We start from the raw sequence: 12,956 nt of genomic DNA, 5'->3' as shown, positions 1-12,956 counted from the left end.
GCGGCGTCGGCGTCGGACGGCTACTCGGTGGCCCCGATGAGCTCCTTGGCGATCAGACCGGCCGTGCCCGCGCCGGTCGCGCCGCCCTGGACCAGGGCGGCGACCGCGATCCGGCTGTTGTAGGCGGTGAACCAGCCGTTGGTGATCAGCGTGCTGCTGCCGTCCGGGCCGTTCACCTGCGAGGTGCCGGTCTTCGCCCCGGCGTCGGCGAACGAGCCCAGGTCAGGGGTGGCGGTGCCGTCGCCGTCGTGCGCGGCGGCGAACATCAGCGAGCGCAGGTAGCCGTCGGTGGTGCCGTCCAGCGGCGCCGCCGCCGGAGTCTGGGCCTGGCCGGGCAGGATGCGCGGCTGCCGGAACTGGTCGTCCCGGACGGTCGCCGCGATGGAGGCCAGCGCCAGCGGGCTCATCAGCACCTTGCCCTGGCCGATCAGGTCGGCGGTCGCGGTCGGCACGTCCGTGTTGACCGGCACCGACGGGTTGGCCGTGGCCACGCCGCCGCCGATCGACCAGTTGCCGTTCATCCCGAACACGTCCGTGGCCTCCTGGCCCAGCAGGTGCGTATCGACCGGACTGGTCTGCACCAGATTGTCGAAGCCGTCCTTGATGAACGAGGTGTTGCAGGACATCGCAAAGCCCTGCTCGATGGTGGCGTTCGGGTACGCCTGGTCGAAGTCGTTCTTGAAGGTGGAGTCGCCCGCCGTCAGATGGCTCTGGCAGGGGGCGGGCGTGCTCGGCGTCAGGTGGATGTCCTGGAACAGGGTCGCCGCTGTGATGATCTTCATGGTCGACCCCGGTGCGAGCTCCGCCAGGAGTGCGGTGTCGCCCTCGGAGCCGGTGTTGGCATAGGCCACGGCCAGGATGTTGCCGGTGCGCCAGTCCAGGACGACCGTGGCGGCGGGCATGCCGTTCAGCGCCGACAGCTTGACCGCCCGCTCCGCTGTGGCCTGGATCGCCGGGTCGATGGTGGTGGTGATCTTCGCCGCCTGGGGCGCGGTGAACACCTTCAGGGTGGTGACCGGCGTCCCGGCCGCGTTGACGACCGCGATGCCGGAACCGCTGCTCGCCGCCGCGCCCTGGGAGGCCCCGCTGTGCGCGATGGTGGTGGCGATGGCCTGCAGCGACGGGTACGCGGCGCTCGTCAGCTGGGTCCGGCCGTCGTTCGCCAGTACGGTCGCGGTGGTCGCGGTGGCCGGGACCGGGCCGGCGGCCAGGGTGTCACCGGCCTGGAGGCCGGGGTAGAGGGAGGCCGAGGACCAGTCCACCGAGGCCTTCCCGGCGTTGTTCTGGACCACGTTCAGCTTGTCCGGGTAGGACCAGGTGCCGCCCTTGACCTTGGCGGTGACCGTGAACGTGACGCTGGACGCCCCCGGATCGGTCAGCGAGGGGCCCGCGGATGCCACCGGGCCGAAGACGATGGAGGTCAGCCCCAGGCCGGTGCCGTAGCCGGTCAGGTCCGTCTTAGCGGTGGAGGGGGCGTTGGTGTCCTGGGAGGCCGCCGCGTAGCGGCCCGGCCCGGCCTGCCAGTCGGCCAGGAACGCCTGCGCGGTCTTCACCGCCTGGTCCGCGGCGGGCGGGGTGGTCGACTGCTCCGACGCCGTCAGCCCGTTGTCGGTGTCGGAGGAGGAACCGGACATCCCGTGCACGAGGTTGTAGGCGCCCAGGCTGCCCATGGCCGCCAAGGCCACGCCGCAGGTTCCTATGACCCCGATCTTCACGCCGCGTTTCACTGTTCCCCCTGTGCCCACCGGATACCGGTTATGAATCGTAGGCGTACCTCATCGGAGATCACGGAGAAAACAGGAGACTGATGGGGGACTGTGACCCGGGACTCGGGACGCATCCGACATTCGGTGCGCGGGCCGGACGTCAGATCCAGGTGGGCCACCACATCCGGGCCTGCCACTGCGCCAGCGTGGTCACCTCGCCGGTGTACAGCGGGAAGAAGTACGCGAAGACCGCCATGATGGCGACGACCAGCACCCCGGCTGCGGCCCCGCCCCACAGCCTGCGGTCCCGCGAGGCCGCGGCGCTGCCCAGCATCCCGCCGATCATCAGCGCCAGCGCCAGGCACAGGAACGGCTCGAAGTCGATGGAGTAGAAGAAGAAGATCGTCCGCTGCTGCCACTGGAACCACGGCAGGTAGCCCGCCGCGATGCCGCAGCAGATCGCCGCCGCCCGCCAGTCCCGGACCAGGATCCACCGGTACAGCGCGTACACCAGCGCGAAGCAGGCCGCCCACCACAGCAGCGGGGTGCCGATGGCCAGCACCTCGCTGGAGCACTGCGCCGCGCCGCCGCACTGCGAGGGCTTCAGGCCGCTCGGGTAGTAGAACGACACCGGCCGCCCGTTGACCAGCCAGCTCCACGGGTTGGACATGTACGTGTGCGGCGTCGTCAGGTGGGTGTTGAAGTTCCAGATCTCCGAGTGGTAGTGCCACAGGCTGCGCAGCGGCGCCGGAACCCAGCTCATGTCCACCTGCGGCAACGGGATCGGGCCCCAGTTGGCGGCGGACAGGCCCGCCCGGTGCGCGGCCCACTGCCGGTCGTAGCCGCCCTGGGTGAACAGCCAGCCGGACCAGGACGCCAGATAGGTGAAGAAGGCGACCACCACCGTGGACAGGAACGCGAACGGCACGTCGTGCAGCAGCGCCGTCCGGTACGGGTGCCGCGCCCCGGCGGTCTTGCGGGCGCCCGCGTCCCACAGCACCGACATGACCGCGAAGAACGCCAGGAAGTCCAGGCCGTCCCACTTGGTCGCGCAGCACAGGCCCAGGGTCAGCCCGGCCAGCAGCCGGTACGGACGCCAACCCAGCGGGGCCGCGGTGGCCCGCTCGTGGTCCGGCAGCGCGTTCGGGCTGTCGGCGGTCGCGCCCACCGCGTCCGCCAGCCGGGCCCTGGTCCGGTCCCGGTCGAGCAGCAGCAGGCCGAAGGAGCACAGCGCCCAGAACATCACCACCTGGTCCAGCAGGCCGGTGCGGCTCATCACCACGTGCAGCCCGTCGCAGCACATCAGCAGCCCGGCGACGCAGCCCAGCAGCGTCGAGCGGAACAGCCGGCGGCCGATCCGGCAGACGATCAGCACGGCCAGGGTGCCCAGCAGCGCCACCATGAAGCGCCAGCCGAACGGGTTCAGCCCGAAGACCATCTCGCCGATGCCGATGACCCACTTGCCCGCCGGGGGGTGCGCGATGAACGCGCCGCCCTGGGGCTGCGGGATCACCTGCGGGTGCTGCAGGATCAGCTGGTTGGCGTCGGCCGGCCAGTTCACCTCGTACCCGTAGTGCCACAGCGCCCAGGAGTCCTTGGCGTAGTAGGTCTCGTCGAAGATGATGTCGTGCGGGTGGCCGAGGTTGGTGAACACCAGGATGCCGCCGAACAGCGTCACCGCCAGCGGGCCCAGCCAGCCGGACCAGCGGCAGAGCCACAGCCACAGGCCGGTCGGCAGCGACAGGCCGAGCCGGGCCAGTACCGGGGAGGGCTCGCCGGCGGAGACCGAGCGGCCGTCCGGCATCGGCGGCACCAGGCGCTGCCGCAGCGGGGTCTGCTCCGCCGCGTCGTAGCCGAGCCGGGCCAGCCGCCGCTGCCACGGGCTCGGCGGCCACGACCGGCGCGGGGTCGCCCCGGTCGGGCCGTCGCCGGGCACCTCCTCCAGCGCGATGCCGGTCAGCGTCGCCGTACCGTGCATCCCGTCGCCCTCCGGCGCTGTCCCTGTCGCCTCATCACCACTCACGCGTGCATCGTAGGGGTGAAGTCTGTCCGCGGTACGGGTACCTCGCCATCCTGGGAGAGTATGAGGACGTGACAGGTCTACTCATTCTCGCGGGAACCCCCATCGGCGACGTCGGGGACGCACCGCCCCGGCTCGCCGCCGAACTGGCCTCCGCCGACGTCGTCGCGGCCGAGGACACCCGGCGGATGTGGCGCCTCGCCAACGCACTCGGGGTCGCCCCCGGCGGGCGGGTCGTCTCCTACTTCGAGGGCAACGAGGTCGGCCGCACCCCGGAGCTGGTCGAGGCGCTGCTCGGCGGGGCCAGGGTGCTGCTGGTGACCGACGCCGGGATGCCCTCGGTCTCCGACCCCGGTTACCGGCTGGTCGCCGCGGCGGTGGAGAAGGGCATCCGGATCACCGCCGTGCCCGGGCCCTCGGCGGTGCTGACCGCGCTGGCGCTGTCCGGGCTGCCGGTGGACCGCTTCTGCTTCGAGGGCTTCCTGCCGCGCAAGGGCGGCGAGCGCACCACCCGGCTGCGCGAGCTGGCGGCCGAGCCGCGCAGCATGGTCTTCTTCGAATCCCCGCACCGCATCGAGGACTCGCTGCTGGCCATGGCGGAGGTCTTCGGCGCGGAGCGCCCGGCCGCCGTCTGCCGCGAGCTGACCAAGACCTACGAGGAGGTCAAGCGCGGCCCGCTGGCCGACCTGGCCGCCTGGGCGGCGCAGGGCGTGCGCGGCGAGATCACCGTGGTCGTCCAGGGCGCGCCCCCGGCCGACCCCGCCGCGCTGGACCCGCAGGAGCTGGCCCGCAGGGTCGCCGTGCGCGAGGACGCCGGGGAGCGCCGCAAGGAGGCGATCGCCGCGGTGGCGGCCGACACCGGCGTGCCCAAGCGGGAGGTCTTCGACGCCGTGGTCGCCGCCAAGAACGAGGCGCGCAAGGGCGCGGCGCCGCAGGCCTGAACCGCCCCGGGGAGCGCGCGGAAGCCCGGTCGGCGCGCCCCGCCGGGCTCCGGCCAAAAGCGCGCCAAGGAATGCTCACGGTCGGGTAGCGGTAATACCGCGCCGGGCCAACTCTCTGCCAAGAATGACGCGGCGGTGAATCCACGGCGAAGCCCGGGGGATTCTGGGGGAGGAAGCGAGAAAGCCCCGCTTCGGGCATTTCGGGAGACCTGCATGAGCGCATACCTCGGCGACCCCGACGGCGCGGCGTCCCACACCGCGACGTCCGCCGCCACCTCCATCCCGACCGCCTCGGCCGGCCCCGCGCCGGCCGCCGGCGCGACCGTCCACGAGGCCTACGCCTTCGCCTGCCTCAACTGCGGCTACGGTTGGGAGCAGGCGTACGAGATCGAGCACCGCAGCGACGCCGGGGGCCGGCCGGTGATCAGCTACCGCGCCAACGGCGTGCCCGTGCCCTCGCCGCTGACCAGGCCCGGCTGCCCCGGCTGCGGCGGCACGCACGTCCGCATCCTGCGCGCCGGGCGGGTCGCCGAGGCCGCCGCGTACGCGCACCCGCCGCGCCCGGCGGCCCGCGCCAAGCCCGCCCCGGCCACCACCGCGACCAGCACCGTCGGCGTCGCCCGGCCGCGCCGCCCGCGCCGACTGCACCTGCCCTTCCACTTCCTGATCCGGAACCGGCACACCACCCCGAGCCCTGACCCGGGACCGGCGCGGCGGCGGCCCCGGTCGGGCGGGAAACGATTCGGGGCGCCCCGGGCCGGACGGTTAGGATGCGGCAGCATGGCGGCCATGTCGGACAGCACCGGGACGCGCGGGCACAGCTACTACGTGACCACGCCGATCTACTACGTCAACGACCGCCCCCACCTCGGCCACGCCTACACCACCGTCGCCGGGGACGTGCTCAGCCGCTGGCACCGCCGGCGCGGCGAGCAGGTCTGCTTCCTCACCGGCACCGACGAGCACGGCCAGAAGATCATGCGCACCGCCGAGGCCCACGGCGTCAGCCCGCAGGAGTGGTGCGACCGGCTCGTCGAGGAGGAGTGGAAGCCGCTTTGGCGGCACCTGCAGATCGCCAACGACGACTTCATCCGCACCACCGAGGAGCGGCACACCGCCCGCGTCCAGGAGTTCGTCCAGGATCTTTACGACCGGGGCGAGATCTACCGGGGCGGCTACGAGGGCCCGTACTGCGTCGGCTGCGAGGAGTACAAGTCACCGGGCGAACTGCTCGACGGGAGCGGTGAGTTCGAGGGGCGCAAGCTCTGCCCGATCCACCGCACGCCGGTGGAGATGCTGAAGGAGGAGAACTACTTCTTCCGGCTCTCCGCCTACGGCCCCCGGCTGCTGGAGCTGTACGCCGCCGAGCCCGGCTTCGTCCAGCCCGAATCCGCCCGCAACGAGGTCGTCCGCTTCGTCGAGCAGGGCCTGCAGGACCTCTCCATCTCCCGCTCGACCTTCGACTGGGGCATCCCGGTGCCCTGGGATCCCGGGCACGTCATCTACGTGTGGGTGGACGCCCTGCTCAACTACGCCACGGCCGTCGGCTACGGCGCCGACCCGGAGCGCTTCGCGCGGACCTTCCCCGCCGACGTCCACCTGGTCGGCAAGGACATCCTCCGGTTCCACGCCGTCATCTGGCCCGCCATGCTGATGGCCAACGGCCTGCCGCTGCCCGAGCGGATCGCCGCCAACGGCTGGCTGATGGTCGGCGGCGAGAAGATGAGCAAGTCCAACCTGACCGGCATCTCCCCGCGGCAGCTCACCGACCACTTCGGCGTCGACGCCTACCGGTACTACTTCCTGCGGGCCGTCCCGTTCGGCACCGACGGCTCCTTCTCCTGGGAGGACTTCGCCGCCCGCTACACCTCCGAGCTGGCCGACGACTTCGGCAACCTCGCCTCCCGCACCGCCGCCATGGTCGGCCGCTACTTCGGCGGCGTCCTGCCCGCCGCCACCGCCGCCGGACCGGCCGAACAGGCCCTCGCCGACGGCCTGGCCAGGGCCGCCGCCGAGGCCGACGAGCGCATCGGCGAGCAGCTGGACTTCGCCGGCGGCCTGGCCGCCGTCCTCGACTTCGTCCGGCAGGTCAACGGCTACCTCAGCGCGCAGGAGCCGTGGAAGACCGCCAAGGACGGCTCCGAGCAGGGCCGGGCCCGGCTGGCGACCGTCCTGTACAGCGCCGCCGAGGCGCTGCGCGGCATCGCGGTGCTGCTGAGCCCGGTCATGCCCGGCGCCTGCGGCCTGCTCTGGGACTCGCTGGGAGCCGAGCCGCAGCTCGGGGCCCTCGCCGACCAGCGCATCCCGGAGGCTGGCGGCTGGGGGCTGCTCCCGGCGGGCGTCACGGTCACCAAGGGCGCGGTCCTGTTCCCGCGACTGGAGGAGAAGTCCTGATGCCACGCTCGAAGAAGTCCCAGGCCGAGAAGGACGCCGCGCCGCCGCTGCCGGAGCCGCTGCGGATCGCCGTCGCCGACTCGCACACCCACCTGGACATGCAGGACGGCAGCCCGGAGGACGGCCTGGCCAAGGCCGCCTCGGTCGGCGTCACCACGGTCGTCCAGGTCGGCTGCGACCTCGACGGCTCGCGCTGGGCCGCCGAGCTGGCCGCCCGGCACCCCGGCGTCCACGCCACGGTCTCGCTGCACCCCAACGAGGCCCCGCGGATCGTCCTCGGCGACCCGGACGGCTGGAGCGGCCGCCGCCGCGCCCCCGGCGGTTCGGCCGCGCTGGACGAGGCCCTCGCCGAGATCGACGCCCTCGCCGCGCTGCCGCAGGTCAGGGGCGTCGGCGAGACCGGCCTGGACTACTTCCGGACCGGCCCGGAGGGCGTGGAGATCCAGCAGGAGTCCTTCCGCCGGCACATCGCGCTCGCCAAGAAGCACGGCAAGGCCCTGGTCATCCACGACCGGGACGCCCACGAGGACGCGCTGCGCATCCTGCGCGAGGAGGGCGCGCCCGAACGCACCGTCTTCCACTGCTACTCGGGCGACGCCGAGATGGCCAAGGTCTGCGCCGAGGCCGGGTACTACCTCTCCTTCGCCGGACCGGTCACCTTCCCCGCCAACCAGCACCTGCGCGACGCGCTCGCCGTCGCCCCGCTGGACCGCGTGCTGATCGAGACCGACGCGCCCTTCCTCACCCCCGCCCCCTACCGCGGCCGCCCCAACGCCCCGTACCTGATCCCGGTCACGCTGCGGGCCATGGCCGCCGTACGCGGCCTGGACGAGGACGCCCTGGCCACTGCGCTGGCGGCGAACACCGCCCGCGCCTTCGACTACTGACCGGCGGCCGACTGCGGCCGCCCCCCGTCTGACCGCTTTCCGGTGACCCCCCGCCCGGCTGGTCGTTGATCCGCCCATGGAGGACCCGGACGCGACCGTCGCCGGGGCCTCGGACCTTGTCGGACGGCGGAAGGCTTCGGGTGAACGTGTCAGCAGGGGCGCAGCGGACGGTGCCCAGGGCCCTGGTGCTCGCCCTGCTCGTCGGCGGCAGCGGGGGCGCGTTCGCCGCCCACGCGCAGCAGCCGCACCGGGAGGCCGGCGGCTCGCCCGGCCACCAGCGGACCGACCTGGACAGCGAACCGGCCGCCGACGCCGCCCCGCTGGCGGCGGCGGAGCGCCCGGCGCCCCGCCCGGCGGCGCCCGCCGACCGGGCCCTGCCCCGGCCGTCCGCGCCGGACCCGGTCACGCTGCAACGCCTGCTGGACCTCCCCGCGCCGGCCGGGCCCGGTTTCGGTCGCGGTTCCGATTCCGGCTCCGGTTTCGGCGCCGGGCCGCTGCTGCCGCCGCTGGCCCGGCTCGCCCCGCCGACGCCCCCGGCCCCGCCGGTGCTGCCCGCGCTGACCGTGCTGCCGCCGCTGCCGCTCACCGTCCCCGGCCCGGCACCGGCGCCGGTCGTCCCGCACCCGGCGGGCTCCGGCCGCCACGCCGCGCACACCCGTCCGGCCGACAGCGGCCGCTCCTCCCGGCGCCGCCCCGGCGAGGCGCGGGCGCACTCGCACCGCCGTCCGGCCGCGTACAGCGCGACCCTGCACACCGCGACCCTGCACACCACCGGCGGCATGAACTGGACCGCCCTGGCCCGCTGCGAGGCCGGGGGCAATCCGCACGCGGTCGACCCCAGCGGCCGCTACGGCGGCCTCTACCAGTTCGACGCCCGCACCTGGCACAGCCTCGGCGGCCACGGCCTGCCGCAGGACGCCTCCCCCGGCGAGCAGACCGACCGCGCCCGCACCCTCTACCAGCGCCGGGGCATGGAGCCGTGGCCCGCCTGCGGCCCGCGCGCAGCCGGATAGGCTTGCCGGGTGAGCACCAGCACTGAAGACTCCCCGTCCACGGAGGGCCCCCTCCTCGGCGCCGCCGACATCCGCAGCCTCGCGGACACCCTCGGCGTGCGGCCGACCAAGCAGCGCGGCCAGAACTTCGTCATCGACGGCAACACCGTCCGCCGGATCGTCCGCGCGGCCGGGGTCACCGCCGAGGACGTCGTGGTGGAGGTCGGCCCCGGGCTGGGCTCGCTCACCCTGGGCCTGCTGGAGGTCGCCGACCGGGTCACCGCCGTCGAGATCGACCCGCTGCTCGCCCGGCACCTGCCGACCACCATCGCCGCCCGGATGCCCGCCCGCGCCGACCGCTTCGCGCTGGTCCACGGCGACGCCATGGAGGTCGCCGAGCTGCCCGGGCCGCCGCCGACCGCGCTGGTCGCCAACCTCCCGTACAACGTGGCCGTGCCGGTGCTGCTGCACATGCTGGAGACCTTCCCCAGCGTCGAGCGCACCCTGGTGATGGTGCAGTCCGAGGTCGCCGACCGGCTCGCCGCCGGGCCCGGCAGCAAGGTCTACGGGGTGCCGTCGGTCAAGGCCAACTGGTACGCCGAGGTGAAGCGCGCGGGCGCGATCGGCCGCAACGTCTTCTGGCCCGCCCCCAATGTCGACTCCGGGCTGGTGTCGCTGGTCCGCCGCGAGCCGCCGCGGACCACCGCCACCCGCGAGGAGGTCTTCGCCGTCGTCGACGCCGCCTTCGCGCAGCGCCGCAAGACCCTGCGCGCCGCCCTCGGCGACTGGGCGGGCTCCCCGACCGCCGCCGAGGCGGCGCTGACCGCCGCCGGGATCGACTACCGGCTGCGCGGCGAGGTGCTGACCGTCGAACAGTTCGCCCGCCTCGCCGAGGCCCGGCCCCCGGCGGCGGAGCGGCCCGGGGCGGCTGCGGCAGAATGAGACCCCTGCCGCTCACGGGGCAGGACACCGAGGGGCCGGGCGCCGAGCGGCGCAGGCCCGAGCCAGGGGAGCAACCGCACGTGTCGCCGTCATCGCCGCCGCAGCCGCAGCCGTCATCGCCGTCTCTGCCGTCTGCGCGGCCTCTGCCGTTTGAGCGGTCCGTCACCGTCCGGGTACCGGCCAAGGTCAACGTCCAGCTGGCCGTCGGCGGACGCCGGGCCGACGGCTACCACGGGCTGGCCACGGTCTTCTTCGCGGTCGGACTGTACGACGAGGTGACCGTCACCCCGGCCGAGGCGCTGACCGTCACCGTCGCCGGAACCGACGCCGCGCACGTCCCCGCCGACGGCAGCAACCTCGCCGCCAAGGCCGCCGCGCTGCTCGCCGCCCGGCACGGCCTCGCACCCGCCGTGCACCTGCACATCGCCAAGAACATCCCGGTCGCCGGGGGCATGGCCGGCGGCAGCGCCGACGCCGCCGCCGCCCTGGTCGCCTGCGACGCCCTCTGGGGCACCGGCGAGCCCCCCGCCGGGCTCGCCCACCTCGCCGCCCAGCTCGGCAGTGACGTGCCGTTCGCGCTGCTCGGCGGCGTCGCCCTCGGGGAGGGCCGTGGCGAACTGCTCACCCCGCTCCCGGTCGGCGGCGCCTTCCACTGGGTGTTCGCGGTCGCCGACGGCGGCCTGTCCACCCCAGCCGTGTACGCCGAGTGCGACCGGCAGCGCGCCCTCGGCGCCGGATCCGGCGAGGCCGACGTCCCGCCGCCCACCGCCGATCCCGCGCTGCTCGCGGCGCTGCGCGACGGCGACGCCGCCGCCCTCGGTGCCGCCCTGCGCAACGACCTCCAGCCGGCCGCGCTGGCGCTGCGCCCCGCGCTCGCCGCGACCCTCGCCACCGGCGGCGACGCCGGAGCCATAGGGTCGCTGGTCTCCGGCTCCGGGCCGACCTGCGCCTTCCTCGCCAAGGACGCCGAGACCGCGCGGACCGTCGCCGACGCCCTCGCCGCCTCCGGCACCTGCCGCGGGGTGCGGATCACCGAGGGCCCCGTCCCGGGCGCGGCCGTCGTCGGCTGACCCCCCGTCCGTCCCGGCCGCGCGGCTGCCCTTCCCGGCCGGGGCCGCCCGTCCGCGCGTCCCGGTCCCCGCGCCGACTAGGCTGGGAGGCCGGAGCAGGTCCCCCAGCCCAGCAGGAGCAGAGCACCCGTGGCAGTCAACCTCGTCACCGTCGAAGCCGTCACCAAGGTGTACGGCACGCGCGCCGTCCTCGACGGCGTGTCCGTCGGAGTCAGCGAGGGCGACCGGATCGGCGTCGTCGGCCGCAACGGCGACGGCAAGACCACCCTCACCCGGATCATGGCCAAGCTGGAGGAGGCCGACACCGGCCGGGTCACCCACGTCGGCGGCCTGCGCATCGGCGCGCTCACCCAGAGCGACTCGCTCGACCCGGCCGCCACCATCCGGCACGAGGTCATCCGCGACCAGGCCGACCACGAGTGGGCCGGCAACGCCAAGATCCGCGACGTGCTCACCGGCCTCTTCGGCGGCCTGGACCTGCCCGGCTTCGCCCAGGGCCTGGACACCGTCATCGGCCCGCTCTCCGGCGGCGAGCGCCGCCGGATCGCCCTCGCCAAGCTGCTCATCGCCGAGCCGGACCTGCTGGTCCTGGACGAGCCCACCAACCACCTCGACGTCGAGGGCATCGCCTGGCTCGCCGGGCACCTGCGCGCCCGCCGCTCGGCGCTGGTCGTGGTCACCCACGACCGCTGGTTCCTGGACCAGGTCTGCACCCGGATGTGGGACGTCCAGGCCGGCGCCGTGCACGAGTACGAGGGCGGCTACTCCGACTACGTCTTCGCCCGGGCCGAGCGCGAGCGGATCGCCAGCACCGAGGAGACCAAGCGGCAGAACCTGGTCCGCAAGGAGCTGGCCTGGCTGCGGCGCGGCGCGCCCGCCCGCACCTCCAAGCCCCGGTTCCGGGTCGAGGCCGCCAACGAGCTGATCGCGGACGTCCCGCCGCCGCGCGACCGCGCCGAGCTGATGAAGTTCGCCAACTCGCGCCTCGGCCGGACCGTCTTCGAGCTGGAGGACGTCACGGTCCAGGCCGGGCCCAAGATCCTGCTGGAGCACCTCACCTGGAACCTCGGCCCCGGCGACCGGGTCGGCCTGGTCGGCGTCAACGGCGCGGGCAAGACCTCGCTGATGCGCGCCATGCAGGCGGCCTGGGCCAGCGACAGCGACCTGCAGCCCGCCGCCGGCCGGGTCGTCGTCGGCAAGACCGTGAAGCTGGCGTACCTCTCGCAGGAGGTCGCGGAACTCCCGGCGACGCTGCGGGTGCTGGAGTCGGTCGAGCAGATCCGCGGCCGGGTCGACCTCGGCAAGGGCCGCGAGATGTCCGCCAGCCAGCTCTGCGAGACCTTCGGCTTCACCAAGGAGAAGCAGTGGACGCCGGTCGGCGACCTCTCCGGCGGTGAGCGCCGCCGGCTCCAGCTGCTGCGGCTGCTGATGGACGAGCCCAACGTCCTGTTCATGGACGAGCCCACCAACGACCTCGACATCGAGACCCTCAGCCAGCTGGAGGACCTGCTCGACGGCTGGCCCGGCTCGCTGGTCATCGTCAGCCACGACCGCTACTTCATCGAGCGCACCACCGACGTGGTGTACGCGCTGCTGGGCGACCGGGCGCTGCGGATGATGCCCAAGGGCATCGACGAGTACCTGGAGCGCCGCCACGTCATCGCCGAGCAGGCGGCGGCCTCGGCCCCGGCCGCGAGCTTCCCCAAGAAGACCGGCGACACCCGCGCGGCCAAGAAGGAGCTCCAGCGGATCGAGCGTCAGATCGTCAAGCTCGACAAGGACGAGGCCAAGCTGCACGAGCAGATGGCCGAGCACGCCGCCGACTTCGGCAGGGTCGCCGACCTGGACGCCAAGCTGCGGGCGCTCAAGGACGAGCGCGAGGCCCTCGAACTGACCTGGCTGGAGCTGGCCGAGGACGTCGACGCCTGACCCGCCCCGGCCCGGCCCGGCCGGCATTGCGCCGACGCGGGGGTGGGGTAGCTTTTCCTGTGCACCGAGTGGGAG

8 protein-coding genes and 1 pseudogene are annotated in these 12,956 nt (G+C 74.0%); 7 read left to right on the top strand and 2 right to left on the bottom strand.

Translation table 11 applies throughout. From position 1 onward, the window contains the following. Positions 1-20 precede the first annotated feature (20 nt). Together GXW83_RS30810 and GXW83_RS30805 are read right to left on the bottom strand one after the other, a co-directional pair. Positions 21-1,715 carry a penicillin-binding transpeptidase domain-containing protein gene (locus tag GXW83_RS30810; RefSeq protein WP_225447349.1) on the bottom strand — a complete coding sequence of 565 codons (1,695 nt, stop codon included), beginning with the start codon at positions 1,713-1,715 and terminating at the stop codon, positions 21-23. Positions 1,716-1,866: 151 nt separating this feature from the next. Beyond that, entirely contained in the window at positions 1,867-3,684 is a 1,818-nt protein-coding gene (locus tag GXW83_RS30805; RefSeq protein ID WP_182447669.1) for a dolichyl-phosphate-mannose--protein mannosyltransferase, read from the bottom strand. Positions 3,685-3,797: 113 nt separating this feature from the next. Here GXW83_RS30805 and rsmI point away from each other — a divergent pair, with 113 nt between their 5' ends. The 7 genes and pseudogenes from rsmI to GXW83_RS30770 all read left to right on the top strand — a co-directional run bounded on the left by rsmI (position 3,798) and on the right by GXW83_RS30770 (position 12,881). Then, on the top strand, positions 3,798-4,667 hold the full coding sequence (gene rsmI / locus GXW83_RS30800; protein ID WP_182446293.1) for a 16S rRNA (cytidine(1402)-2'-O)-methyltransferase: 870 nt from the start codon (positions 3,798-3,800) through the stop codon (positions 4,665-4,667). 789 nt (positions 4,668-5,456) lie between these two features. Then, a complete protein-coding gene (gene metG, locus GXW83_RS30795) occupies positions 5,457-7,061 on the top strand; it encodes a methionine--tRNA ligase (protein WP_182447668.1) in 1,605 nt (534 codons plus the stop codon). Further along, positions 7,061-7,948: a TatD family hydrolase gene (locus GXW83_RS30790; RefSeq protein ID WP_182446292.1), complete on the top strand. Its 888-nt coding sequence runs from the start codon at positions 7,061-7,063 to the stop codon at positions 7,946-7,948. The genes metG and GXW83_RS30790 overlap by 1 nt, the downstream gene beginning before the upstream one ends. 776 nt (positions 7,949-8,724) lie before the next feature. Then, a pseudogene (locus GXW83_RS30785) lies at positions 8,725-8,961 on the top strand (transglycosylase family protein); the annotation flags it as partial. Positions 8,962-8,970: 9 nt separating this feature from the next. After that, positions 8,971-9,882, top strand: coding sequence for a 16S rRNA (adenine(1518)-N(6)/adenine(1519)-N(6))-dimethyltransferase RsmA (rsmA, locus tag GXW83_RS30780; protein ID WP_182446291.1), 912 nt, complete (start codon positions 8,971-8,973; stop codon positions 9,880-9,882). 143 nt (positions 9,883-10,025) lie between these two features. Next, positions 10,026-10,952, top strand: a complete 927-nt coding sequence (locus GXW83_RS30775) for a 4-(cytidine 5'-diphospho)-2-C-methyl-D-erythritol kinase (RefSeq protein ID WP_182447666.1) — start codon at positions 10,026-10,028, stop codon at positions 10,950-10,952. A gap of 129 nt (positions 10,953-11,081) precedes the next feature. Beyond that, the gene (locus GXW83_RS30770) at positions 11,082-12,881 is read left to right on the top strand and encodes an ABC-F family ATP-binding cassette domain-containing protein (RefSeq protein WP_182446290.1); all 1,800 of its coding nucleotides are present in this window, start codon (positions 11,082-11,084) and stop codon (positions 12,879-12,881) included. Positions 12,882-12,956: the final 75 nt, after the last annotated feature.

This window comes from Streptacidiphilus sp. PB12-B1b, assembly GCF_014084125.1.
GTDB lineage: Bacteria > Actinomycetota > Actinomycetes > Streptomycetales > Streptomycetaceae > Streptacidiphilus.
This window is presented reverse-complemented; position numbering and strand designations above follow the sequence as displayed.